Here is a 26,992-nt window from a genome sequence, read left to right as displayed (position 1 = left end):
GGGCGGGACGTTGCCGTCACCGGGCGTCCCAGGTGATCGGGCCGAGCGGTCGCTGTTCGCGCAGCGTGGCGGCGTCGGCTTTCGGCACGGTCCGCACTGGAAGGTTCTTGATCCCCGCGATGAAGGTCGAATGCAGGTGGCGCGGTTCCCCCGCAAGGTCGATCCGCTCGAAGTTCCGTGCGACCTCCTCGAACAGGACGGTCAGAGCGAGCCGTGCCACGTGCGCGCCGATGCAACGATGCGCCCCCACTCCGAACGCTATATGGCGGTTGGGTCGGCGGCCGACGGAGAACCGGAAGGGGTCGTGGAACACCCTCTCGTCCCGGTTGGCGGATCCCAGCCAGGCGGTGACCGCTCGGCCCGCGTCGATCGTCGTGTCGTGCATCCGCACGTCCAACGTCGTGTGCCGGAGGGCGTGATTCGCGGGGGAAGCCCAGCGCAGGATCTCCTCCACCAGTGACGGCGTGTCCTCCGTCTCCAGCCACCTGGCGTGCTCGGCCGGGTTCTCGAGCAGCGCGAGCAGCCCTGCGCTGGCTACGTGCGAGGTTGTGACCGTCGCGCCGATTAGAAGGCTGTAGGCGTTAAGGATCACCTCCTCGCGGGTGAGCGCCGAGCTGTCCCACGTCGCACGAAGGAGAGCGCCGATGAGGTCATCCGCTTCGGCTCGACCGGGCCGCACCAACTCCGAGTGGAAGTACAGGAAGATCTCTGAATGAGCTTTGCCCAAGACTGCATTCCGCGCCTTGCCCACTTCTGAGTAGTCGGGGTCCGACTCGGCGACCGCCGCGTACGTGGAACTCTTGAGTCCGGCCCACGAAGACTCCGGAATCCCCAGGAGCATTCCGGCTATCCCAATTGGATAGAACGCTGCTTGAGCCGCGAAGTCCCAAGGTTCCGGGCTAACGCCCGGGGCTAGGACACGCCGGGCGAGCTCGCGCAGCGCCGGTTCGAACTGGCGGACAGCGACCTTGCTCAATCGGGAAGCCAGAGGCGCTTTAAGTCGAGCGTGCAACGGAGGATCGGTGACCGCGAGCATCCTGTCGCCCGCGATGTCGATCTGTCCCAATGTCGTGAGAATGTTACCCTGCGCCGCCGTGAACTCATCGTGCCGACCGAGCACGCGAGCTACGTCCTCGTAGCGCGTGACGACCCAGAACTCCGGCGCCGAGGCCCGCGGACACTGCCGTTTAGCAGGTTCTCTTTCACGCAACCATGTCCACACCGGATGCGGGTCCCCGAGACCGAAGAAGTGTGGATCGGCAAGGTCGACAGATTCTAGATCGAAATCCCCGCCTGCCCGCCGGCTCCCTGAGGATATTCGCATCCTCAGCCCTGCCCAGGTGTTTCCGCTGCACACGATCCAGCAGACATCGATAGACTCCCCTGGTCGAAGTCGACGGCACCGCACGCCTTAAAACAAATCTTGATCGTCACTGTCCGGGCGCCACCGCGATACTTCGAACACACACGCCCGATCACAACCGGCGCCGCTTGCGAGATCAAACATCGATGCTTCTGCTAACGGTAGCAAGTAGATCTACCAGCATGCAAGAGGATGCCAGGTAAACGTACATGAAGCGATGTCCACAACTGGACCTGACTCCCCGGCCACACCTCCTGTATACGACGGTTGACAGGTCTCCGCGACGCGTGTTTCTCTGTGTCGAGACGGCAGCGACCGGGTCTCTCGAGTATCTCCTCTGGCGGGTTGCCGCGAGAGCATCTCAGTAGCGGTTGGCCCACTGATCGACTTTGGTGCACTGATCGACAATGGTCTTCGACTCCTCTCTGAAAGTGTTGGACGCCTGTCGACTGCGCCATCCGCGGCACCATTCGAACTCGAATGTCCGCGTCTCGTGACGGAGTGTGAGAGCGACCGTGGAGAGAGGCTGTCGACCGGCGACGCGTGTCCCCTAGGTGGACCCACTGCGACAGGGGTTCGCTCATGACCTCACCTTGTGATCGACGACGCTTGCTCCCCAGGGGGGTCGACGCCAGGACGACGAGCTCCGACAAGAGCCATCCGGGGGTCGTGGTGCCGAAGGCGATGGGCAAGCTGCTCGATCGGCTCGACGCTAGTGGCGGCCGAGCGGGAGCGTGGTCTCCTCGACCGCACGGCTCGGCGGCCTGCAAGGGCACTGGCCGGATTGATCGCGACGGGGGGACGGTTCGAGCGCTCGGCTGGCGCTGCGGGCCATGCGAGCGGGGACTCCTGGCATGATTCCCTTGTCCTACGCGCAGCAGCGCTTGTGGTTCTTGAACCGCATGGAAGGTTTGGGCGGGACGTGGAATGTTCCGCTCGTCCACAGGCTGCACGGAGCGCTGGACCTCGATGCCCTCCACTCGGCCGTGGACGACGTGCAGCGCCGCCATGAGGTGCTGAGGACGACGATCGCCGAAGACGACGAGCCCCATCAAGTGATCGCCGCCGAGAGCCAGGCAGCGGTGCCGTGGAGCGTCCGGTCGGTGTCCGGCGAGGCTCTCCTCGAGACCCTGCGGGAGGAGTCCCGTCGGCCGTTCGACCTCGCGAGCGAGTTCCCGATCCGTGCTTCGTTGTTCCGCCTCGGGCCCGACGAGCACGTCCTGCTCGTCGTGACCCACCACATCGCCAGCGACGGCTGGTCCATGGCGCCCCTGGCCGCCGACCTGGCTACGGCGTACGAGGCCCGGCAGCGGGGGCTCGCACCGGCGTGGGCACCGCTGCCAGTCCAGTACGCCGACTACACGTTGTGGCAGCGGGAGCTGCTAGGCAACGCGGACGACGAGAACAGCGTTCTCGCCACCCAGTCGCGCTTCTGGCGACGAGAGCTCGCCGGGATCCCCGACGCCGTCTCGCTGCCGTTTGACCGCCCACGTCCTCCCGAGTCGAGCCGGCGCACGGCGTTCCAGACGTTCGACATAGGTGCCGACACGCACTGGCGGCTAAACACCGTGGCGCGCGACACTGGAGCCAGCCTCTTTATGACGCTGCACGGTGGCCTCGCGGCGCTGATCTCCCTTCTGGGCGGGGACACCGACGTCTGCGTGGGCGCGCCGATCGCCGGTCGCACCGACGAGGGCCTCGACGACCTCATCGGGTTCTTCGTAAATACCCTGGTCCTGCGCACCGACGTCACGGGCCACCCGTCGTTCCTCCAGCTGGTGGAGCAGAGTCGCCGGAAGACCATCGCGGCGTACGAGCATCAGGACATCCCGTTCGAGCAGCTGGTCGAGATGGTGAGCCCACTGCGCTCACCCGCGCATGCACCTCTCTTCCAGGTAATGCTGATCCTGCAGAATGAGCCGGCGGCCCACATGGAGCTCGCGCATCTCGATGTGGAGCCGGTCCACCTCGCGCCGTCGGTCGGTAGCTCGGCGTTTGACTTGAGCGTCAACCTGTGGGAGCGGTACGACGCGGGCAACCCGGCGGGGCTCTACGGGTTTGTCGAGTACTCGACCGACCTCTTCGACCGGGCCACCGTCGCTCACCTGGCGGATCGCTGGGTGCGGCTGCTGGACACCGCGACCCGGGAGCCCGCGATTCCAATCACGCGAATCGACGTGCGCACCGACGCCGAGCGCGCGGCGCGGGTGGTGGCACCCGAGCCCCGGCGGCCCACCGCGACGCTTCCCGACCTGTTCGAGCGGCAGATCCACAGCCGTCCCGACGCCCTCGCTGTGGTGAGCGCCGCGTCGACCGTGACGTACGGCGAGCTGGAGGCACGGGCGAACCGGCTCGCCCACGCCCTGATTGCCCGAGGAGTCGGCCCCGAGGACGTCGTCGGCGTCGCTCTGCCACGCTCGGTCGATCTCGTCGCCGCCCTCCTCGCGACGACGAAGGCCGGCGCGGCCTTCCTCCCGCTGGATGTCACCTATCCGGTCGCCCGGATCCGATTCATGATCGAGGACGCGCGCCCGGTGCTCCTCCTACAGACGCAGGCCACCGCGGCGATGGTTGACGTCGCGGCGCTCGACCGGCTCACGATCGATGCGCCGGACACCGTGGTCGAGCTTGCCGGGCGGTCCACGAGAGCGCCTGGCGACGTCGACCGGCACGGCCCGCTGCTCCCGGAGCACGCGGCTTACCTGACCTACACCTCCGGCTCCGCCGGCGCACCCAAGGCGGTGGTGACACCCCACGCCGGCCTCGCGGCGCTCGTGTCCTCGCAGCGAGCGCGGCTGGGGGTCGACGCCGACAGTCGTGTCCTGCAGTTCTTCTCGCCCAGCTTCGACGGGTCGGTGTGGGAGCTGTGCATGGCGCTCCTCGTCGGCGGGGCCGTCGTCCTCGCCCGGCAGGAGGAACTGGTGCCCGGGCCCGCGCTGGGCAGGGTCGCCGCCGAAATGCGCATCACCCACGTGACCCTCCCGCCGCTCGCGCTGAGTGCCATCCCCGTGGATGTAGGCCTGCCCGCCGGGACGACGGTGATGCTAGTGGGTGAAGCGGCCCCGCCCCACGTCATCGCGCAGTGGTCCGGCCGCCAACGGGTGATCAACGTGTACGGACCCACGGAGTGCACCATGATCGCCACGATCAGCGACCCGCTCGCCACTGAATCCGACGACACAGCGCCTCTGGGGGACCCGGTCGACGGGACGCACGTGCTCGTCCTCGGGCGGGGCCTTCAACCGGTACCCCCCGGCGTCGTCGGCGAGCTCTACATCACGGGCGCAGGCGTGGGGCGTGGCTACGCGAACCGGTTCGCCCTGACCGCCGTCCGTTTCGTCGCCTGCCCCTACGGCCCGCCAGGCGGACGCATGTATCGCACCGGGGACCTCGTCCGGCGAACCGCCGACGGCGAACTGGTGTTCGTCGGGCGGGCCGACCACCAGGTCAAGATCCGTGGGTATCGCGTCGAAACCGGTGAGGTGGAGGCGGTCCTGGCGGAGCACCCCGCCGTGGCCCAGGTGGCGGTCGTCCCCCAAATTGATGGCATGGGCACCAATCGCCTGATCGCCTACGTCGTGCCGGAGGGCGACAAGAGCGAGCCCGACCTGCAGGGTTTCGCGCGGGACCGGTTACCCAACTACATGCTGCCAGCGGGCATCGTCGTCCTCGAGAGCCTGCCCACGACACCCAACGGCAAGCTCGACCGCGCGGCACTGCCCGGACCGACGTTCCGGACCGACGGGCCCGGCGCGCTCCCCGCGACTCCCAAGGAGAAGATCCTCGCCGAGCTCTTCGCCGAAGCGCTCGACCTGCCGGAGGTCGGGGTACACGACGACTTTTTCGATCTCGGCGGGCATTCGATGATGGCTCTCCGCCTGATCGACAGGGTCCGGGCCACCCTCGGGACCGAGCTGGCACTGAGCGCCGTGTTCCAGGCGCCTACCGTCGCCGGCCTCGCCCACCGGCTGGGCATCGGCGACCACGACACGACCTTGGACGTCCTCCTACCGCTCCGGGCGAGCGGCACGGCGACGCCTCTGTTCTGCTTCCATCCCGCCGGCGGCCTGAGCTGGTCCTACGCCGGTCTGCTGCGCCATGTCGATGTGGCTCATCCCGTCTACGGCATCCAGGCACGCGGGCTGGCCCGGGGAGAGCCGGTGCCGTCGACGATCACTGAGATGGCGGCCGACTACGTCCAGCAGCTCCGACACCGGCAGCCGACCGGTCCCTACTGCCTGCTCGGCTGGTCCCTGGGAGCCGTCGTCGCCCACGCGGTGGCCACCCGACTCCAGGAGGAGGGCGAGAGCATCGGTCTGCTCGCGCTCCTCGACGGTTACCCGGGGTGGGCACCGGCCGACGCCGCACCCCAGGACCTCATGGTCGACGTGCTGCACCTATTCGGCTGCGATTCGGCCGAGCTCGACGCCGCCACCCTGGCCCCGGCCACGGCGGTCGCAGTCCTGCGTCAGCGGGCCGGTCTGGCCGCGGCGATCGACGAGGAACGCTTCCTCGCCATTACCCATCTCATGAGCCGGAGCAGCGCGCTTCTTCGCGACTTCACGCCCGGGCTCTTCCATGGTGACGCGATCGTCTTCGCCGCGGCGGTGGGCCGGCCCGAGGACGCTCCCGCACCCGAAGCGTGGAGCAGCCATATCGACGGCCACCTCGACGTGCACTACCTCGACTGCACGCACGACCAGATGACGAGCCCGGCGGCGCTGGCCAGCATCGGGCGAACTCTCGAGCCGTGGCTGGACGGTTCGACGAACGCGGACGGCGAGGGCCTCCGCGCAACCAATATCCGACAGCAGGGGGCGGCGACGTGAATCCGTTCGAGGATCCCGAAGGGCAGTACTACGCGCTGGTCAACGACGAGGGGCAGTACTGCCTGTGGCCCGCATTCGTTGAGGTCCCCGCCGGATGGGCTGTGAGTCACGGGGCCGGAACACGCGATGCATGTCTCACGCACATTTCCGAGTACTGGACAGATATGCGCCCGCGCAGCCTGGTCTACGCCATGGAGAACCAGGTCCACCCGGAATGAGCCTTGACGGGCAGCCAGAAGCCGAGGTCCACCTTCTCTCGTCGGCGCAGGAGAGCATATGGCTCAGCCATCTGCTCGACGAGCAGAAGAACGTCTGCAACTTCCACGCGTATCTCAACATCCGTGGGCCCATCGATCCCCGGTCGCTGATCGCCGCCACCCGCCGGATGGTGTCCGAAGCGGACACCCTCCGAGCGGTCTTCGAGGACGTCGACGGCGTCGTGGTGCAGCGAATCCTGCCGGTCGTGGATCCGAAGATCGACATCGTCGACCTGAGCCGCCGCGACGACCCACGCGATGCCGCGCTCGAATGGATGGAGGTCCGACGGCGCGTCCCATTCGACCTGTCGGGACGCCCGCCGATGGACTACGCCCTCCTCCGACTGGCGAAAGAATCGTGGTACTTCTTTCTCTGCTACCACCACATCGTGGCCGACGGCGTCGCGATGACCAAAGTCGCAGAACGCATCGGCGTCGTTTACTCCGCCCTGGTCTCGGAGCGGCCGGCACCTCCTCCGCCGTTCGGCGCGCTCGCCGACCACCTCGAGGAGGGCCGGCGGTACCGTGACTCGTCGGGCTTCGCCGACGACGCGCAGTGGTGGCAAGCGCGGATGCACGGGAATCCGACGGGGACCTACCTCTCCGGGCGCGCGCTGCCCGTGCACCGGACGAGGCGACGCACGATCACGCTGTCCCCCGAGGTCTTCACCGGGATGAAGCGGGCGGCCGAGGCCGCGGGGACGAGTTGGTTCCAGCTGATGACGGGTGCCGTCGCAGCGTACGCAGCATGGGTCCGCGGTGAGTCCGAGGTCATGCTCAGCATGGCGGTAAGCGGGCGCGGGACGCCGACCGCGCGGCGGGTGCCGACGACGACCGCAAACGTGCTGCCGGTGCGGATGGACGTCCCCCGCCATGCGACGTGGGCAGACCTAGCGGGCGGTGTCGCGGCCGAGGTGCGCGGTCTGGTGGCGCACCAGCGCTACCGGGGCGAGGACGTGCGGCGTGACTATCTCCGGCGGACACCCGACCCGTACTTCGGTCTGCTCGTGATCAAGAGCCCGTACCCCGACAACATTCCCTTCGGGGACAGCCCGGCGACGTTTCACCAGGAGTGGGTACCTGCCTACGACATAGCGGTGGTCGGTCAGGAGACGGCGGGCGGACGCCTTCTCGTCGAGCTTCACGCGAACGTCGACCTCTACGGCGACCGCGAGCTGGAGGGCCACCGGGAACGCCTTCTCACGCTCCTCACGCACATCGCGGAGTCCGGAGCCCGCACGACGATCGGCGACGTCGACCTCGTCGGAAACCCGGCGCATGATCGCATCGTCGGCTGGTCGCGACCCGAACCGGACATTGCCCCGGTGGCCGCCACCCTGCCGGAGCTGTTCGCCGAGCAGGTCGCAAGGGGCCCCGGGGCGACGGCATTGGTCCACAGAGACCGGAGGTGGACCTACGGCGAGCTGGACGCGTGGTCGAATCGCCTGGCTCGGTACCTCCTGAAGCACGGAGCAGGTCCCGAGGAACGGGTCGCCCTCCTTCTCGGTCGCTCACCCCTGCTCGTCGTCGCCGTCCTGGCGGTCGCCAAGACCGGGGCCGCCTACGTCCCCGTGGATCCTGACTATCCGCGGGAGCGGATCGACCTCGTGCTGGCCGACGCAGAGGCGCTGACCGTCCTCGACGAAGAGACCCTCGGCGGGGCCTGCCTCGACCACCAGTCCGCGGTCGAGCCGGACACGGTCGTCGACCCCTCGAACGTGGCCTACGTGATCTACACGTCCGGGTCGACCGGCCGACCCAAGGGCGTTGAGGTCACGCACCGCAACGCCGTCGCCCTGATGACCTCGACCCGGACTCTCTTCGCATTCGGGGCCGACGACGTCTGGACGTGGTTCCACTCGGCTTCCTTCGACTTCTCCGTCTGGGAGATGTGGGGCGCGTTCACGCACGGCGCGCGGCTCGTCGTCGTGCCCCGGGAGACGACACGCGACCCGGAACGCTTCCTGTCGCTGATCCGGGAGCACCGGGTCAGCGTGCTCAGCATCACGCCGTCGGCGTTCGGGAACCTGGCATCGCTCGCTTCGGCGCACCACCACGGTGTCGGCGCGTCCTTGCGGACCATCGTATTCGGTGGCGAAGCGTTCGACCCGTCCGCGTTGCGCGCCTGGCACGCCCAGCACGCGCAGGACCCGACCTCCTACGCGAACATGTACGGCATCACGGAGTGCACCGTCCACGTGACGCTCGCTTGGATCGATGCCGCGGCGCCGTTGGCCGACGAGGCCGCGGTGCCCGTGGGCGCGCCCCTCCCCGGCTGGGGCACGTTCGTCATGGACGACGACCTTCGGCTTGTTCCGCCGGGCGTCGTAGGCGAGCTCTACGTGACAGGCCACGGTGTGGCGCGAGGTTACGCGGGACGCCCGGACCTCACGGCCGAGCGTTTCGTGGCCTGCCCGTTCGGACCCGCCGGAACCCGGATGTACCGGACCGGCGACTTGGTGCGGTGGGACGCCGACGGCCGGCTGTCGTTCGTCGGCCGGGCGGACGAGCAGGTGAAGTTGCGGGGCTTCCGCATCGAGCCGGGCGAGATCGAGTCAGTGCTGCAGGGATATCCCGGCGTCAGCCGGACCGTCGTCCGTATTCACGAGGACGACGCGGGGGAACGCCGCCTCACCGCGTACGCCGTCGCCGGTCCCGGGGTCGAGGGGGACCGTGTTCGCCGCTGGCTGGCCCAGCGCCTCCCCGAGCACATGGTCCCGGCGGCGGTCGCCATCCTTGACGCCTTCCCCCTGACGATCAACGGGAAAGTCGACCGCAGCGAGCTGCCGTCCCCGAAGTATCCGTCCGGCGTCGGCGGGCGCTCACCCCGGACACCGCAGGAGGAGCTGCTGTGCGGACTGTTCCGCACCGTGCTGGGCGTTCCGTCGATCTTCGTCGACGACAGTTTCTTCGATCTCGGAGGGCACTCGCTGCTTGTCACCCGGCTCATCAGTCGGATCCGTGCCGATCTCGGCGTCGAGCTGCCGATGCAGGCCGTGTTCGACACCCCCACCGTCGCTGGCCTGGCCGAACGGATGGCGCGCTCCAACGCGACGGTCCGACCGCCGCTGCGGCCCTGCTGGCGGCCGGACCCGCTTCCGGCGTCGTTCGGTCAGCGGCGGCTCTGGTTCGCGCACGCACTGGACGACGGCTCCTTCACCTACAACATCCCCCTGGCGTGGCGGCTGCAGGGTGTCCTCGACGTCCCAGCGCTCCGCGGTGCGGTCGAGGACCTCGTCGTGCGCCACGAATCGCTCCGGACGCTGTTCGTCGAGACGAACAGCGAGCTCCACCAGCAGATCCTCGATCCCGCAGAGATCGAGCTGCCCTGGTCGCGACTATGGGTGCGCGAGGCCGATGTCGAGGCCACTCTGCGCAGCGAGGCCCGCCACCCGTTCGACCTCACCACGGATGTGCCCGTGCGGTTCCGTCTCGTCGAGCTCGACCCCCGGACCCACGTAGTGCTCGTCGTGCTCCACCACATCGCGGGCGACGGGTGGTCGATGGACTTGCTGGCCCGCGACCTAGGGACGGCCTACCGCGCCCGCAGCTCGGGTCTCGCACCGTCCTGGGCGCCGCTGCCGGCCCAGTACGCCGACTACGCAATGTGGCAGCACGCGCTGCTGGGCGACCGGGAGAACCCCGAGAGCCTGTACCGGCGCCAGATCGCATACTGGACCGACGAGCTGCGGGATCTGTCCGGCCCGGTGGAGCTCCCGGTGGACCGCCCCCGCCCGACGGCGCCCTCGAACTCTGGAGACGTCGTTGAGTTCCGTCTCGACGCCGACTTGCACGCCGCACTCCTGCGGGTCGCCGGCGACCATTCGGCCACCCTGGCGATGGTCCTGCACACGGGGCTGGCCGTCCTCCTGACCCGGCTCGGCACCGGCACCGACGTGGCCATCGGCTCCCCCGTCGCGGGCCGCACGGATTACGTCCTCGAGGACGTGATTGGGTTCTTCGTCAACATTGTCGTGTTGCGGGTGGACACCTCGGGCGAACCCACCTTCGCGGAGGTCTTGCGGCGCGTGCGCGAGAAGAGCCTCGGCGCCTACGAGCACCAGGACATCCCCTTTGAGCACCTGGTGGAAGTCCTCAACCCGGCGCGCTCGGGCGCGCGGCATCCGTTCTTCCAGGTCCTGCTTGCGCTCCAGAGCGACGCCGCCCCTCTCGAGCTGGACGGTCTGTCGTCGTACCCGGAGCGCGTCGAGCCCGGAGTGTCCCATTTCGAGCTGGCCTTGAGCCTGGTCGAGAAGACGACCTCGAACGGGTCGCCCGCCGGCATCGCGGCCACGGCCGTGTACTCCACGGACTTGTTCGACCGCGCGACCGTCGCCGAGCTAATCGCCCGCTGGACACGGACGCTGCGGAAGCTCGTCGCCGATCCCGATGCCCCCCTGAGCGGGGTCGAAGTGCTGCTCCCAGGTGAAGCGGAACGAATGCTGGAATGGTCGGGCGCGGGTCGAGCCGCGAGGACCTCCACCCTCACCGAGACGTTCCGCCGGACCGCCGCGGAACACGGCGCGGCAACTGCCGTGGTCTTCGAGGGACGCCGCTGGACCTATCGCGAGCTCGACGCGTGGTCCGATCGAATCGGACACTACCTGGCGGGGCTCGGAGCCGGACCGGGTCGGCGCGTCGCCATTGTCCTGGAGAGATCGCCACTGCTCGTCGCGACGATCTTGGGCATCGTCAAGCTCGGCGCCGCCTACGTCCCGATCGATCCGCACTACCCGCCCGAGCGTCGCGCGTTCATGATCGACGATACCGCCTCGATCGTCACCCTCAACGCCGAGTGGGCTCGGCTCGGGCACGACGACCTCCCCGACGGCCGACATCGGCCCCTCCCCGCGGCCGACCCGCGCGATGCGGCGTGCGTCATCTATACATCCGGCTCGACGGGCGAGCCGAAGGGCGTGGAGGTCACTCACGCGAACGTCCTCGACCTCGTGGACGACTCCTGTTGGGGGGCGGAGCATCGCCGGGTCCTGGCACACGCCCCCCAGACGTTCGACCCAATGACCTACGAGCTCTGGGTGCCGCTACTCACCGGCGGTACAGTCGTCGTACACCCACCGGGCCGCGCCGACGTCGGGGCGCTCGCCGAGAGCATCATGTCCGGGAAGGTGACCGGTCTCTGCCTGACGGCCGGGCTGTTCGTCGCCGTCGCGGAGAACCATCCCGACTGCCTCGCTGCCGTCGAGTCCATATGGACGGGCGGCGACGTCGTGACGGCCGAACCGTTCCGGCAGGTGATGCGCGGCAGCCCGGGCGCGGCGGTCCTGAACAGCTACGGACCCACAGAGACCACCACGTTCTCCACCTGCCAGGTCCTGACGCCGGCCGACGTCGAGACCGACCCGGTGACCATGGGGCGACCGATGGACGGCACGCGGACTTTCGTTCTGGACGAGCATCTGCGACTGGTACCCCGGGGCGTGGTGGGGGAACTGTACGTCGGTGGTCACGGCGTCACGCGCGGCTACGTGGGGCGACCGGGCCTGACCGCCGAGCGTTTCGTGGCGTGTCCGTTCGAGCCGGCCGGCTCCCGGATGTACCGGACCGGGGACCTGGTCCGGTGGGGTTCCGGCGGGTCTCTGTACTTCGTCGGGCGCGTCGATAACCAGGTGAAGGTGCGCGGTTTTCGGGTCGAGCCCGGAGAGATCGAAGCGGCCCTGCGGCGCCACCCAGCGGTCGGGCAAGCCTTCGTCTTCGCTCGCGACGATCACGGTGGTGACTGCCGGGTGGTGGGGTACGTGACGCCGGCCCTGAACCGCGTTGAGGGCGCGGAGCTGCGCAGCTGGCTTGCGAGGCGGCTTCCTGAGCACATGGTCCCGGCGGCCGTCGTGGTGGTCAACGACCTGCCGTTGACGGCGAACGGCAAGGTCAACCGCCGTGCCCTCCCGGCGCCCGACTATCGTTCGGCCATCGGCGGCCGCGGTCCGCGCGACCTTCGCGAAGAGCTGCTGTGCGGGCTGTTCGCCGAGCTTCTCGGCCTGTCGCCGGTGTCGATCGACGACGACTTCTTCGACTGTGGCGGCCATTCCCTGCTGGTGACCCGGCTCATCAGCAGGATAAGGACGGTCCTCGGCGTCGAAGTCTCGGTGCGGACCGTCTTCGACGGTCCCACGGTCGCCGAGCTCACGGAGCGCACCCGACGTTCCGACGCCCACGTCCGGCGACCGTTCTCAGCCGGGCCGCGCCCCGACGCGCTACCTCTGTCCTTCGGTCAGCGCCGGCTGTGGTTCGTACATCGCATGGAGGGCGGCTCCGCCCTCTACAACACCCCGCTCGCATGGCGGGTGTCGGGCACGCTCGACGTCGAGGCACTCAAACGGTCCTTCTCTGACGTCCTCGCACGCCACGAGTCGCTGCGGACGACGGTCACCGAGGTCGACGGCGAGCCGTACCAGCACATTGTCGACCCCGAACGCGCACGGATCCCCTGGCATCAAGAGGACGTGGCGGACGACGAGATCGCCGACGCGCTCCTGCGGATGACCCGGCACGCGTTCGACCTGACCACCGAGCTCCCGATCCGGTTGTCGCTGTTCCGGGTACGCGAAGACGAGTTCGTCCTGCTGGTGCTGCTGCACCACATCGCGGGCGACGGATGGTCGTTGGGACCGCTGACGGACGACCTCGCGAAGGCCTACGCAGCACGCCGGCACGGCGCCTCGCCCTCCTGGGAGCCGCTGACGGCCCAGTACGCCGACTACACCCTGTGGCAACGTGCGCTGTTAGCCGACCACGGGGATCCCCACGGCCTCTACGACGAGCAGACCGCTTACTGGCTCGCCGAGCTGCGGAACTCGCCGGAGGTCGTATCGTTCCCGTCCGACCGGCCCTACCCCACCGTGGCCTCCTATTCGGGCAGCGTGCTGGCCGTCGCGATCGATCGCGAACTGCACGCCGGGTTGTCGCGCGTCGCTCGGGAGAACAGCGCGACCTTGTCAATGGTGCTGCACGCAGCGCTTGCGATGCTATTGACGAAGATGGGCGCCGGGACAGACACCACCATCGGCGCACCAATCGCCGGGCGCGTCGACAAGGCGCTCGAGGGCGTGATTGGGTTCTTCGTCAATTACTGGGTGCTCCGTACGGACACCTCCGGGGATCCATCTTTCCTCGACGTCCTACGCCAGGTGCGCGACAAGAGCATCGGCGCCTACGACCACCAAGACGTCCCCTTCGAGCACCTCGTGGAACTGCTGAACCCTCCCCGCTCCATGGCTCGTCACCCCCTGTTCCAGGTGGCGCTCGCACTACAAAGCGACGCCTCGGACACGCTTCGACTTGACGGCGCGGACGTGCGGACGGAGCCCGTCTCGGTCGACACATCCCCGCTCGACCTCACCCTCAGCCTCACGGAACACCACACCGCGGCAGGGGACCCGGCGGGCCTTTCCGGTGCCGCGGTGTACTCCACGGATTTGTTTGACGCGAGGACTGTCGAGGCGGTGGTGGCGCGGTGGAACCACGTCTTGACCCAGGTCGTCTCCGAGCCCACCACCCGGCTCGGGCTGGTGGACGTTCTTCTGCCCGGCGAGGAGACCGAACTCCTCCGATGGTCGGAGCCAGATACCCACCCCGTCGAAACGGGCACGTCGCTCGGCGGCCTCTTCGCCGACGCGGTCGGCCGGGACCCCGCGGCCGTGGCGATGAGGTTCTGCGGCCGGGAATGGAGTTACAGTCAGCTCGACGCCTGGTCGAACAGGATCGCGCACCTGCTCATCGCCGGCGGTGCGCGAGTCGGGCGCCGCGTCGCGCTGATCCTCGAGCGCTCGCCCCTACTGGTGGCGGCCGTTCTCGGGGTCGCCAAGACCGGGGCGGCGTACGTCCCCATCGACCCGAACTATCCCGACGAGCGGAAGTCGCTCATCCTCCGCGACAGCGAGCCGGCGATCACGCTCGACGACTCGCGTGGAGACGATCTCGAGCGATACCCGACCAGCGACCCGGGCGCGGTCACCGGCGGTGCCCATGACGTCGCCTACGTGATCTACACCTCCGGGTCGACCGGGACACCGAAGGGCGTCGAGGTCACACACCACGGGATCGGCGCCCTCGCCGCGGCGCAGGTTCGCGCGGAGAACCTGGGCGCCCACCACCGGGTCCTCCAGTCCTCTTCCCCTGGCTTCGACTCGATGGTGGCCGAGCTGGCGACGACCTTCCGTGCTGGCGCGACCCTTGTCGTTCCGACCGCCGACGAGCTGGCGGGCGACGGGTTGGCGTCGATCCTGGCGAGAGAGGCGGTTACCCACGTCACTTTACCTCCCTCGGTGCTGGCAACCATGAACGGCGAAGACGTGCACGAACGGCTCCCTAATCTCGCGACCCTCATCCTGGCGGGTGAGGCCCTGCCACCCGCCCTGGCCGCGCGGTGGGCGGCCGGTCGACGCCTGCTAAACGCGTACGGACCCACCGAGGCCACGGTCTGTACGACGATGGACGTGGTGTCGCTGGCACGGGAGGTCTCGATCGGCCGCCCGATCAACGGTGCGCAGGTGTTCGTCCTCGACGAGTACCTGCGGCCGGTCCCACGGGGGGTGCTCGGAGAGCTCTACGTCGCGGGTCACGGCCTGGCCCGCGGGTACTTAGACCGGCCGGCGCTGACGTCGCAGCGTTTCGTGGCGTGCCCGTTCGGGGCACCTGGAGCCCGCATGTACCGGACCGGTGACCTGGCCCGGTGGGGGCACGACGGCCGCCTGCACTTCGCGGGTCGCGCAGACGACCAGGTGAAAGTGCGGGGCTTCCGGGTCGAACCGGGCGAGGTCGAGTCCGTGCTGGGCGGGCACCCCGGCGTAGGGCAGACCGTCGTCGTCCTGCGCGACGATCACAAACATGATCGCCAGCTGGTGGCGTACATCGTGCCCACAACCGCCAGTCTCGAGGGCCGTGAGGTGCGGCGGTGGCTGGCGGCACGGCTCCCGGAGTACATGCTCCCTGCAGCGGTCACCGTGATCCCTGATCTGCCGTTGACGTCGAACGGCAAGGTGGACCGCCGCGCGCTGCCCGCTCCGGACTACGGCGCTCCGGCGCACGACGGACGCCCTCCGCGGAACGCGCGGGAACTGTCACTGTGCACATTGTTCGCGGAGGTTCTAGGAGTTCCGTCGGTCTCGATCGACGACAACTTCTTCGACCGTGGCGGCCATTCGCTACTGGCGACACGCCTAGTCAGCCGGATCCGGTCGACTTTGGGCGTCGAAGTCCCGATCCGGGCCGTATTTGAGGCGCCGACCGCCGCCGTCCTAGCGACCCGCATCGGCGGCGCGACAAAAGCACGCCCCGTGCTGCGGCGAATGCGGTGAGGGGGCCAGGAACGCTCTGCGGACGCATGGAAGAACCACCGCAAGACCTGGGAGGGAAGACCGTTGGCCGTTTCCTATCCGTTCAACAAGACCGGCACCCTGGAGCTGGACAAGGCATACTACGAAGCACAGAAGCAACCCGGCCTGCTCCAGGTGCAGATGCCCTACGGAGAACCGGCGTGGCTGGTGACGAGATATGACGACGCACGCTTTGTGCTGAGCGAGAAGCGGTTCAGCAACGCGGAGGCGTTCAACCACGACGCGCCGAGGATCCGAGCGGAGATGGAGCCTGGCGGCATCAACTCGATGGACCCGCCGGACCACACCCGTCTGCGGACGCTCGCCGCCAAGGCCTTCACCATGCGGCGGGCCGAGCAGCTGCGCCCGAGGGTCCGGGAGATCGCGACGAGCCTGGTCGAGAACATGATTGCGACGGGTCCGCCGGTCGACCTCGTAGACCGGTTCGCCCTGCCGCTGCCGGTTTCAGTGATCTGCGAGCTGATGGGCGTGCCGATTGAAGACCGTGCGCGGTTCCGCGAGTGGACCGACGGCGCGCTGTCTACGTCCCGCCTGCCGCTCGGGGAGCTGATGGCCAACTGGGAGAATCTGCGGGAGTACATGCGGGGCCTGGTGGCGGATCACCGGCGCACTCCGAGTGAGGACCTGATCACCGCGCTGATCGACGCCCGGGACGACCAGGACAGGCTCTCGGAGGACGAACTGATCGAACTATGCATCACACTGCTGATCGCCGGCCACGAGACGACGTCGAGTCAGGTCCCCAACTTCATCGTCACCCTGCTCGAGCACCCCGACTCCATGATCCTGCTGCGCTCGGACCCGACGCTAATCCCCGGGGCCGTGGAGGAGCTGCTGAGGTTCGTCCCGATGGCCATCGCCGCGATGTTCCCGCGGTACGCCATGGAGGACGTTCAGGTAGGCACGACGCTCGTCCGTAAGGGCGAGCCGGTGCTCGTGGCCATCGACGCCGCGAACCACGACAGTCTGCGCTTCCCGGATCCTGACACGCTGAAAGTCGACGCGCCCCCCGAGCAACAGCTCGGCTTCGGGCACGGCCTGCACCACTGTGCCGGCGCCTCGCTGGCGCGCGTCGAACTCCAGGAAGCGATGCGGGCGCTGCTGCACGAACTCCCGGATCTGTACCTGGCTGGCGATATCGAATGGAAGGAGGAAATGATGATCCGTAGCCCACACAGAATGCCCATCGGGTGGTGACCATCCTCGCCGGGTGGTGACGCGCCGACGCCGGCGCCCGCGGCCGCGGCAATGGGGCTGAGCGGGGCCGAGCCTCGCCACCACCGGCCTGCGCAAACGGACGACGGACAACGGGAAGGCTCGGTCATGGATCCCACCGGAGTCGCCGACACGGCGCGTTACCGCGCCTACGGGCCACGTCACCTCGGCGAGATCGCGAAACGGTACTCGCTCGACGACGAATTCGTGCGCTACGCCGACGTGATATCCCGCGTGCTGCCGTTCCGGGTCAACGAGTACGTCCTGTCGCACCTGATCGACTGGGACGATGTGCCTGCGGACCCAATGTTCCAGCTTCTCTTCCCCCAGCCCGGGATGCTGCCAGAGGCCGACGTCCGACAGATCGAGGCCGCCGCCGCCAACGGGAAGCGCGTCGAGCGCGACGCCGTACGGGACATCCAGTCGCGGCTCAACCCGCATCCCTCTGGCCAGCGCGAGCTCAACGTGCCCGTGCTGGCAGGCGACCCGATGCCGGGTCTGCAACACAAGTACCGCGAAACGATCCTGTACTTCCCGCAGCATGGGCAGACCTGTCACGCGTACTGCACCTACTGCTTCCGCTGGGCCCAGTTCGTCGGGCCCGCGGAAACCCGGTTCGCGGCAACCGACCCGTCTCAGCTCATCGCCTACCTCAGCGAGCACCCGGAGGTCGAGGACGTCCTCGTCACCGGGGGCGACCCGATGATGATGAGCACGGAGAGGCTCCGGGCCCACATCGAGCCGCTCCTCGACGTACCCACAGTCCGATGCATCCGGATCGGCACGAAGGCACTCGCCTACTGGCCGAGCCGGTTCGTTGACGACGATGACGCGGACGGGGTGCTCCGTCTGTTCGACCAGGTGATCGCCTCGGGTCGGAACCTGGCTGTCATGGCCCACTTCAGTCACGGTCGCGAGCTGGCCACCAGCGTGGCGCGCCAGGCGATCTCCCGTATACGCGCCACCGGCGCATTGATCTTCTGCCAGGCGCCGCTCATCGCTCGGGTCAACGACAACGCGGCGGTCTGGACCCACATGTGGCGCCACCAGCTCGCCGTGGGCGCCATCCCGTACTACATGTTCGTGGAGCGCGACACGGGGCCTTATGACTACTTCAAGGTTCCGCTCGTTGGAGCGGTGGATATCTTCCAGGCGGCTTATTCGAACCTGCCCGGCCTCGCCCGCACCGTACGAGGTCCGGTCATGTCGACGACGCCAGGAAAGGTCGTCGTCGATGGCGTGGAGGAGGCGCCCGACGGTCGGTTCTTCCGGATGAGATTCCTTCAAGCGCGAAACACTGACCTCGTCGGTAGACCGTTCCGCGCGCTGTTCTCCCCGCAGGCCGCTTGGCTGAGCGATCTAGTGCCTTTGACCGCAGACGCGCCGGACGACATCGAGAAGGCTGTGCGCAGCGCCGGGGAGCTGTGATGACCAAGCGTGCCGTCTCGCCCAACCTCGCGCTCGACGAGCTCGTCGCACACCGGCGAGCGACCGGCGAGGCGATCGCTCATTTCGGTTTCGGCGAGTCCCGCCTTCCCGTCTTCCCTCCGCTGGCTCGACGGCTGGCGGACGGTGCGCACCGGAACGCTTACGGTCCCGTTGCGGGAGACCCAGGCGTCCGCGCGGCCGCGGCGGGGTACTTCGCTCGCCGTGGGCTACCGACCAACCCTGACCAGATGGTCCTCGGGCCAGGGAGCAAAGCATTGTTGCTGGCTTTGCAGTTCGTGGTTCCGGGCTGTGTGCTGCTGCCCCGGCCGAGCTGGGTGACCTACGCGCCGCAAGCGCATCTCGCTCGCAAACTGGTACGCTCGCTTCCGATTCCGGCAGAACATGGCGGGGTGCCCGATCCGGCACTGCTGCGCCGCGCCGCGAGCGGGACAGGCACGGTCGGGCTGGTCGTACTTACGATCCCCGACAATCCAACCGGGACGACTGCGACACCCGAACTCGTCCGCGAGGTCTGTTCGGTCGCGGAGCAGGAAGACCTACTGATCGTCAGCGACGAAATCTACCGCGATCTGATACACGACCCCGATACGCCCTTCCTGAGTCCTGCCGAGGTGGCCCCGGAACGGACGGTCGTCCTCACGGGGCTGAGCAAGAGCATGGCCTTGGGCGGCTGGCGGGTCGGCGCGGCTCGGTTCCCCGCTGACGGCCGATGGTCGTCGCTGCGTGACGAGGTCCTCTCGATTGCCAGCGAGGTGTGGTCCGCGCTAGCGGGACCCATGCAAGAGGTCGCTGAGTACGCCTTTTCGGAGCCTGCCGAGCTACGAGACCGCGTGGCGCAAGACGCAAGGCTGCACGGGGCGGTCGCGAGTGCCGTACACGCCTTGCTGGTCCGTGCGGGCGGGACGAACCGCCGGCCGACCGGCGGGTTCTATTGTTATCCCGACTTTGGAGGTTTCCGCGCACAACTGCTCGATCTCGGCATCAGTGACTCGGCCGCGCTGCAGCGATATCTCCTGGAACGGCACGGAGTCGCTGTCCTGTCCGGACACTATTTCGGCGACGATCCGCAGGCCCTACGGTTCCGCGCCGCCACCAGCATGGTCTACGGCGACAGCCGAGACGAGCAGCTGGAGGCATTGGAAAGCCTCGACGTGACCAGTCTACCGCACGTTCGGATGCCGCTTGACCTGCTCTCCAAAGCACTCGAAACCCTCACCGGTCAATTCTGAGGATGAGTACAGGGAACGGAACGACACGCCTCCGCCAGACCGGTTACGACGGGCGCGGCGTGGCGTCAGCCCACGCCGGCGTATGAGTGCAGGCCGGTGACAACGAGGTTGACAAAGAAGAGGTTGAATATGCCTATAGCGTAGGCCACGACGTTGATGACCGCGGCTCGGGTGGTTCTCCACCCAGCGGTAGCCCGGGAGTGCAAGTATGCGGCGAGCACGATCCACATGACGAAGGCGACGGTTTCCTTGGGATCCCATCCCCAGTATCGGCCCCAGGCTGCCTCGGCCCAGATCGCCCCGCAGATAACGCCGAACGTGAAGATCGGAAAGGCGATCACAGTCATTCGATACGCAAGCCGATCTAGGACGTCAGCGGGCGGTAGGCGGCGCGCGAGTTCCGCCAGCCTGGTGGAGCCTTGCTCGTAGGGTAGGCGTACGAGGTAGAGGGCGCTGGCGGTGCCGGGCACCAGCAGGATCCCTGAGCCGATGATGGCCGCCGAGACATGGATGACCATCCAGTACGACCGCAGCGCCGGCACCACCGGGCCCGCAGGGACGTAGAGCGATGTGCCCCCGAGGAACAGCAGAACGATCACGGGCAGGACCACAAACCCGGTGAGGTGTCGGATCGGGTACCGAGCGACCATGGTCAACCAGGTCACGAGGCCGACGAGGCAGATCATCGCGATGTACTCGTGCATGTTGCCCCACGGCACGCGGCCGGTCGCAATTGCACGACAGGCCATCGCGGCGAAAAGTAACCCGACTGCCAGGACGGTCAGGGACACGCCCATCCGCCCGGCTCGCTCCGACGGGTTCGATTGGGGCCTACCGGCCCCGGCCGGCTCCTTGGTGCCCGTCGCCGCCGGTGCGCTCGCCGATGCTGAGGACATCTCACCGTGTGCTACGACGAGCAGCTGGCGCACATCGCGGCGTCGTCCCGCCGCCGCCTCGTGTGCGTGGGGACCCCACGCCTGCTCGACCAACAGGAAGATCAGCGCGAGTGCCAGCACTCCACAGGACGATCCGTAGAGCCAGTCCCCATAGGTCGCGATGGTCACGGCTCCACACTCCTCCACGCCTTCAGTAGCCGCCTAGGCAACTACACCATGTAGGACCAGAACACGCTGCATGGGGGCAGCGGGCCGGCCTGTGGGTCGCGGTGCAGGTGGGCGCCGGGATGGGCCCTGCAGGCGGCATTGCGCATCAAGTCGGGCGACGCGCTGTGGTTGACCGCCAGCCAAGAGTAGGGCCCACGAAGTGTGGACTGGTGCCCTGGCGAGGCGAGTGCTGGCCCGCCGACCACTACCGCAGCCGAGCCTGACAGAACCTTGCCCTGGCCAGGCCGAACAGACGAGGTGTCCGGCCGCAGGGTCCAACCTGCCTCCGGGAACTGAGCTTCCCGTCACGATAGCCAGTGAGTGGGGTTAGCCGCGTCGAAAGTGCGCGCGGCGTCGATGTAAGGGTCCATGGAAGCTCGGGAGTGCCAGCGGCCGTGGCGTTGGACGTCGCGTTCGGGGACGCCGGCGGCGATGGCTTCGGTGGCGAATCCGCGGCGCAGGCTGTGCCCGCCCCACAGCTGGGCGTCCTCGAGCCCGGCTGCGGCCGCGCGATGGTCTGGCGTTCGTCGGCCTTCGCGCCGGTGAGCGCGAACCCGACCGGCAGCCCGCGAGCCGCTGCGCCCTGCCCGCCAGGGCGAAGCACCACGGGCCGGCGCCGCGTTCTTCAAACCCCTGCGCCAGACCATCGAGTCGGTCAACGACAGGTTCAAGGGTCAGCTCGACCTCGAACGACACTGCGGCCGCACCCCCGCAGGTGTCTGGACTCGATTCGTGCAACGCGTCCTGGCCCTGACCGCAGCGATCTGGCACAACGACCACACCAACCAACCGATCAAACGATCACTGCTGGCCTACGACCAACTGAGCTGGTGGAGGCCCCTTGGAATCGATCATCTAGTGGGCCGTGCGAGGGCTGGCACCGGTGCAGGACCACACAGCACATCGCTCACTGACCCCGCGGTTGGCTTCTATCCAGTAGGTTGATATCTCGCCAGGGTAGTCAACGCTGTCCGTAAGGGGCGGGATGACGTCACCGCAGGATGTGACGGAACGAACCGAGCCAGTTCCGTTCTCAACGCTTGAAGCTTGCATTGAGGTCGCCGGTACGGCTCTGTACTATCGGAATCGGCTCGAAACTTTGCTCCGACGTGCGGGCGTTGCTCAAAGCCATTACGACCGTCACCGCGCTAGTACTAGCAAATTCACTATTGTTCGGGGGATCCTGGACGACTTGGAGCGAGACGGGCCGCGGGGATGGACGCTTCAGCGGAATATTGTGCGGGAGTTCGCGAACTTGACTGAGCCGGAGCCTAGCGTCCCGGATCGTGCCGCGGGCGTTGACGCTCTCGAACGGCTGAAGGGCGTAGCGCTGCGAGAGAACGTCCTCGTCGACCCCGCTCAGGCGGAGCGTGACCAGCGGCGGGCGGACGCCGCAGCGGCACAAGCTCAAACCATCGATCGGCAGGAGCGTGTGGCGGAGTTAAATAGTCGCTTCATAGCGCTACACAAGAGCTACAGCCCACAACGTCGCGGGTACGAGCTCGAATCGTTGCTCGGCGAGCTATTCCGCCTCTATGAGATAGAGTATCGTCCGCCCTACAAGACGGCCGCCGATCAGGTAGACGGATGGTTCAAGCTTGATTCTTTCAGCTACCTCATCGAATCCAAGCGGCGATCCGAACCGATTAGCGCCCCTGACCTCTACGGATTTGCCGGAAAGGTCGAACGGCGGATTGACGCGACGCGAGGGTTCTTTCTCTCGATGAATAGCTTCAGCGATGAGGCCGTGAACTTGCACCGACAAGGGAAGGATAATCGCCTTATCCTTGCCGACGGCCAGGACCTTGCACTAATTCTGAGCGGGCATTTCGCCTTCGATGATGCTCTACGCCTCAAGGTGGAGGCCGCAGCCGTTAGGGGTGAGCCATACCAACGACTCAACGAAGTATGAAATGTCTCACCTCTGCATGTGAGGTATGCATTGCGCTGGGGGTAGTACCGCCCCGGGCTGCGCTGCGACCCGAGCAGGAACAGCTCGTCGACGGCGGCGACCATCCCGGCGCCCAGACGCATCTGGCGCTGCGCAGCGACGGGGAACTGCGCATCATGGTGTGCGACGAGAGCTGACTGGCGTCGGGGCTGGGGCGAGGGCGCGGTGCACGTCCGGGGATGGTGATCGGGTGCAGCCTCGTCTTGCCCTTCTCCGGGCTGGTCTGCCGCGCAGGCAGGACACCTTCGCGCTCAACTCGCCGTTTGCGAAGCCGAACCAGTCCTAGCGTAGACCGCGTGGTGCTCACTCCAGAGGGCATCGGGTTCGGCGTGTGCTCGGCTACGACAGGGGGCGGCCCTATGCCCGGCGTGGCTCACTTGGCGGGCGCCAACACCGGTCGGGCAGGTCGAGCACGCGGCGAGGGCACCCTTCGCAAGGGGGTTGCAATCCCCTGATGTCTCGGCGCCCATCATGCAGGGCCGGCCACGCGCGGACCGGCGTGGGCTGCGCGGAGACCCGGGGCCGCCCGCTTCGGCGTCGCTCGCGGACTGCTGCGCGCCGCCCCCGGTCACCGGTGACGCGGCTGGCGCCGAGGCGGCCTTCGTCGAGCGGGCACTTCAGGACGAGAGATGCACTCGACTCATAACTACATCAAGTGTATGAATACATTGACTGGCGCTATACTGTGCGCCCTGCACCTCCGGGGGTTCTCGTGATTCCTGCCCGAACCAGCCGCGGCGCGGCGGCCGCGACCAGGTCGTCCCGATGAGCGGCGTCGTCCTGGTCGGGGCCGGCCCGACCGCCTTGTTGCTCGCCGGTGACCTCGCCGTCGCCGGTATCGGGGTCACCGTGCTGGAGAAGCGGCGCGACGAGTCGCCGCTGACCCGGGCGTTCGCCGTGCACGCCCGCACGCTGGAACAGCTCGACGCGCGCGGGCTCGCCGACGATCTGGTCGGCACCGGCACGACCGTCGACGAGTTCCGGCTGTTCGGGTCGGTCGCGGTGGACCTCACCGGGCTGCCCAGCCGCTACCCGTTCCTGCTGGTCACGCCGCAGTACCACGTCGAGCGCGCCCTGCGGGCCCGCGCGCAGGCGGCGGGAGCAGAGATCCGCCGCGGTGTGCAGGTGGACACCGTCCGCGACCGCGGCGACGCCGTCGTCGTGGGTTGGACCGCCGACGGCACGTCCGACGGCACGACCGGTGGCCAGTCCGGTGAGCTCGAGGCCGCCTACGTCGTGGGTGCCGACGGCCACCACAGCACCGTGCGCGAGCAGCTCGGGCTCGGGTTCCCCGGCGAGTCGGTGGTGCGCTCGCTGATGCTGGCCGACGTCCGGATGACCGACCCGCCACCGGACGTGCTCACCGTCGACGGCAACGCGCACGGCTTCTGTTTCGTCGTCCCCTACGGCGACGGCTGGTACCGGGTGATCGCCCGACGCTCGGGCTCCGAGCTGCCCGATGACGCCCCGGTCGAACTCGACGAGATCGCCGAGGTCGCCCGCCGGGTGTACGGCACCGACCTCGGCATGCACGATCCGCGCTGGATCTCCCGCTTCCACAGCGAGGAACGCCAGGCCACCACCTACCGGCAGAGCCGGGTACTGCTCGCCGGCGACGCCGCCCACGTGCACTCCCCGGCCGGCGGGCAGGGCATGAACACCGGCCTGCAGGACGCCGCGAACCTGAGCTGGAAGCTCGCCGCGGTGCTCGACGAGCGGGCCTCCGACGCGCTGCTCGACACCTACGACGCCGAGCGCCGCCCGGTCGGCGCTGCGGTGCTGCGGCTGTCCGGGGGTTTGATCCGGGCCGCGCTGCTGCGCTCCACCCTGGCCCGCGCGGTCCGCAACGGGGTGGCCCGCACCGTGCTCGCGCTGCCCCCCACCGCGGGGCGGGTCCGCGGGATGCTCACCGGCATCGGCTTCTCCTACCCCCGCGCCGCCGGTGACCACCCCCTGGTGGGCGTTCGCATGCCGGATCTCACCGGCCGGGACGGGACCCGCCTGTACGAGGCACTGCGCGGTGGGCGGTTCGTGCTCACCGGCCCCGGCGATCGGCCGCGGCCGGCGAACGGGCCGGCGTTGCTCGAGACCGGGGACGGGCCGTACCGCCTGGTCCGCCCGGACGGCTACGTCGGCTGGGCCGACGACAGCCCGACCGGGCTCGAGATCGCCCTGGCGCGCTGGGGCGCCGGCCCGGTGCCGCGCCGGCCAGAGGTGCGACCGTGAGCCTCGACCGCATCCGGCCACCCACCGGCGAGGCGCTGACCGTGCTGCGCAAGGGCGCGAACACCGGCGGCGCCGCGTTCGAGGTCGAGGCCGTGCTCCCGCCCGGCCTGGCCGGCCCGCCCGTGCACCGGCGCCGCGTCGGGTCCGAGACCTTCACCGTTCTCGACGGCGAGCTGCGGGTCCGGGTCGGCGGCGAGCGCCGCACACTCGGGCCCGGCGCGGCGGTGACCGTGCCCCCGGGCGTCGCGCACAGCTTCGCCAACCCCACCGACCGGCCGGTCCGGATCCGCACCCTCGAGACCCCGGCGGGGTCGCTCGAGGAGCAGTTCCGGGCGCTGGCGGCCGCGGGTCGCGTGCCGCCGCTGCGCCGGCTGGCCCGGATCAACGCCGCGGGCAGACGCGAGCAGAACCAGGCCATCCGCGACTGGGCAACGCCACGGCATCGCCCCGGAGCAGGTCTCGATCGCCGTCGTCGTGCAAGAGCTCGTGGACGCCGACGCCGCTGGGGTCGCCTTCACCCGTGACCCGGTGACCGGAGCGGACAATGTGGTCGTGGACGCCGCCTGGGGGCTCGGCGAAGCGGTCGTCTCCGGCGCCGTCACCCCGGACCGCACCGTTGTCGACCGGGCCGCGACCGTGCGCGAGCGGACGGTCGCGGACAAGGCCGTGCGGACCGTCCGCGTCGACGGCGGTGACACCGCCGACGAGCCCGTTCCCGCCGAGGCAACCGTCTACCGTGTCAGTCATGACTGAGCAGCGCGCCGCGAGTCGCGACAGAGGAGGGGACGACGGCCTTCCTCCCCGCCCGGCGCCCGACGCGCCCGACGACGAGCGGGCGCGCGCGATCGCGGCACGCCGCGCGGCCCGCTTCGGGGCTCCCACCCTGGAGCACTTCCGCAGCGCCTACGCCGGCTTCGGCGCCGCGTGGCCCGGCGACGACGTGATTCGCCGGCGCCACCTCGTCGCCGATCCGGCCACCAACCGACCGGGCTGACCAACACCCGAAGGGTTCCCGGGTGGTGGTCTGCTCGATGACCGCGCCATCGCCGCCGCGGCCCCACCGCGGAGGTCCTGCTCGCCGCGCGAGCGTCGCCGGCCGATGGCGCTGCCCGCTGCGGCCGGTCGGGGAGACCAGTGTTGGCGGAGAGCACTTCCAGGTACTCGTTGGCCCGCTCGACCAGACCCTTGGCCTCCGGGTCGCGCGGTCGACACAGGATCACCTTGATGCCCAGCGCGCCGCGGAAACCGTGCATCGCCTCGGTCAGCTGCGGGCGCCCGCCGCGCCCCACGGCTGGAAGACCGCGCTCAACAGCCTGGTCATCCACTTCCCCGGACGACTCAAACTCTGATACTTTCCACAGAATCAACGACCCGTTGCTTACACGGGAATCGTGACAGGCTCGATGGCGACCGCCTTGTGAGGCACCGCTCGCAGCCGTAACCGCAGCAGGGCGCGCAGCTGATGAACACGCGCAGCTGATGAACAGTGGGCAGCGATGCACCACCTGGTCGGGCGAGCACCCACAGGACCCGCCGAGCTGGCCCGCGAGCGAGGAAGCGTCGCATCGCGGTCGTGGCATCGGTGCCAGGCGCCCAGCGCGTGCTTGCGGCCCTCGACGTCGACCCCCACGACCAGGTGGGCGACCTTGATGGTGACCGCGCCCTTATCCCGGATCCGCAGGCGGATACCGTCGATGTAGACGATGGGATAGACCTCGTCGACCGGCCGATTGCGCCACAGCTCGGCGACGCCCGCGGTCAAACCACCGCTGGAGGAACGGGGCGTCCGGCTGCACGCCCTCGTGGGCTATGACGATGTCCGCTTCCGCACACCGCTGTTCCCGGGGGACACGGTCCACGTTCGGAGCCGGTTCGAGGCGCTCCTGCGCACTAGGCCGTGTCTGACGGATCAAGGTAGCCAAGCCAGCAGGGCGCGGAAGGTGAGCGCGCCGCGGTAGTTGATGGCGTGCTTGTCGTAGCGGGTGGCCAGCCCGCGCCAGGCTTTGAGCTGGTTGAA

General features: G+C 68.5%; 14 protein-coding genes and 1 pseudogene. 12 read left to right on the top strand and 3 right to left on the bottom strand.

Features of this window, described 5'->3' with window-relative positions; all coding sequences use genetic code 11:
* Positions 1–16: 16 nt before the first annotated feature.
* Positions 17–1,120 carry a cytochrome P450 gene (locus AC2A1K_RS30015; protein ID WP_483900016.1) on the bottom strand — a complete coding sequence of 368 codons (1,104 nt, stop codon included), beginning with the start codon at positions 1,118–1,120 and terminating at the stop codon, positions 17–19.
* Positions 1,121–2,196: 1,076 nt separating this feature from the next.
* Here AC2A1K_RS30015 and AC2A1K_RS30010 point away from each other — a divergent pair.
* The 6 genes from AC2A1K_RS30010 to AC2A1K_RS29985 all read left to right on the top strand — a co-directional run bounded on the left by AC2A1K_RS30010 (position 2,197) and on the right by AC2A1K_RS29985 (position 19,695).
* Positions 2,197–6,192 (top strand): non-ribosomal peptide synthetase, encoded by a 3,996-nt coding sequence (locus AC2A1K_RS30010; protein WP_483900015.1) that lies wholly within the window; start codon positions 2,197–2,199, stop codon positions 6,190–6,192.
* Positions 6,189–6,410 (top strand): MbtH family protein, encoded by a 222-nt coding sequence (locus AC2A1K_RS30005; RefSeq protein ID WP_483900014.1) that lies wholly within the window; start codon positions 6,189–6,191, stop codon positions 6,408–6,410. The genes AC2A1K_RS30010 and AC2A1K_RS30005 overlap by 4 nt, the downstream gene beginning before the upstream one ends.
* The gene (locus AC2A1K_RS30000; RefSeq protein ID WP_483900013.1) at positions 6,407–15,763 is read left to right on the top strand and encodes a non-ribosomal peptide synthetase; all 9,357 of its coding nucleotides are present in this window, start codon (positions 6,407–6,409) and stop codon (positions 15,761–15,763) included. The genes AC2A1K_RS30005 and AC2A1K_RS30000 overlap by 4 nt, the downstream gene beginning before the upstream one ends.
* 63 nt (positions 15,764–15,826) lie before the next feature.
* Positions 15,827–16,999, top strand: a complete 1,173-nt coding sequence (locus tag AC2A1K_RS29995) for a cytochrome P450 (protein ID WP_483900012.1) — start codon at positions 15,827–15,829, stop codon at positions 16,997–16,999.
* 126 nt (positions 17,000–17,125) lie between these two features.
* Positions 17,126–18,445 carry a KamA family radical SAM protein gene (locus AC2A1K_RS29990; protein WP_483900011.1) on the top strand — a complete coding sequence of 440 codons (1,320 nt, stop codon included), beginning with the start codon at positions 17,126–17,128 and terminating at the stop codon, positions 18,443–18,445.
* Positions 18,445–19,695, top strand: a complete 1,251-nt coding sequence (locus AC2A1K_RS29985; protein ID WP_483900010.1) for a pyridoxal phosphate-dependent aminotransferase — start codon at positions 18,445–18,447, stop codon at positions 19,693–19,695. Before AC2A1K_RS29990 ends, AC2A1K_RS29985 begins: the two co-directional genes overlap by 1 nt.
* Positions 19,696–19,760: 65 nt before the next feature.
* Here AC2A1K_RS29985 and ccsB read toward each other — a convergent pair whose 3' ends face one another.
* Complete coding sequence (gene ccsB / locus AC2A1K_RS29980; protein WP_483900009.1) at positions 19,761–20,759, bottom strand: c-type cytochrome biogenesis protein CcsB; 999 nt, start codon at positions 20,757–20,759, stop codon at positions 19,761–19,763.
* 615 nt (positions 20,760–21,374) lie between these two features.
* Here ccsB and AC2A1K_RS29975 point away from each other — a divergent pair.
* The 6 genes and pseudogenes from AC2A1K_RS29975 to AC2A1K_RS29950 all read left to right on the top strand — a co-directional run.
* Positions 21,375–21,617 (top strand): annotated as a pseudogene (locus AC2A1K_RS29975) (IS982 family transposase); the annotation flags it as partial.
* A 436-nt stretch (positions 21,618–22,053) separates the two neighbouring features.
* Positions 22,054–22,710, top strand: coding sequence for a restriction endonuclease (locus tag AC2A1K_RS29970; RefSeq protein WP_483900008.1), 657 nt, complete (start codon positions 22,054–22,056; stop codon positions 22,708–22,710).
* A gap of 804 nt (positions 22,711–23,514) precedes the next feature.
* Positions 23,515–24,975, top strand: coding sequence for an FAD-dependent monooxygenase (locus tag AC2A1K_RS29965; protein WP_483900007.1), 1,461 nt, complete (start codon positions 23,515–23,517; stop codon positions 24,973–24,975).
* The gene (locus tag AC2A1K_RS29960; RefSeq protein WP_483900006.1) at positions 24,972–25,499 is read left to right on the top strand and encodes a cupin domain-containing protein; all 528 of its coding nucleotides are present in this window, start codon (positions 24,972–24,974) and stop codon (positions 25,497–25,499) included. The genes AC2A1K_RS29965 and AC2A1K_RS29960 overlap by 4 nt, the downstream gene beginning before the upstream one ends.
* Positions 25,450–25,728: a PEP/pyruvate-binding domain-containing protein gene (locus AC2A1K_RS29955; protein ID WP_483900005.1), complete on the top strand. Its 279-nt coding sequence runs from the start codon at positions 25,450–25,452 to the stop codon at positions 25,726–25,728. The genes AC2A1K_RS29960 and AC2A1K_RS29955 overlap by 50 nt, the downstream gene beginning before the upstream one ends.
* Positions 25,721–25,969: a hypothetical protein gene (locus AC2A1K_RS29950; RefSeq protein WP_483900004.1), complete on the top strand. Its 249-nt coding sequence runs from the start codon at positions 25,721–25,723 to the stop codon at positions 25,967–25,969. The genes AC2A1K_RS29955 and AC2A1K_RS29950 overlap by 8 nt, the downstream gene beginning before the upstream one ends.
* A gap of 384 nt (positions 25,970–26,353) precedes the next feature.
* Here the strand turns inward: AC2A1K_RS29950 and AC2A1K_RS29945 are convergent, their stop codons facing one another.
* Complete coding sequence (locus AC2A1K_RS29945; RefSeq protein ID WP_483900003.1) at positions 26,354–26,737, bottom strand: transposase; 384 nt, start codon at positions 26,735–26,737, stop codon at positions 26,354–26,356.
* Between the last annotated feature and the right edge of the window lie 255 nt (positions 26,738–26,992).

It is taken from the genome of Actinomycetospora sp. 2LY8.5, from assembly GCF_057180585.1.
This window is presented reverse-complemented; position numbering and strand designations above follow the sequence as displayed.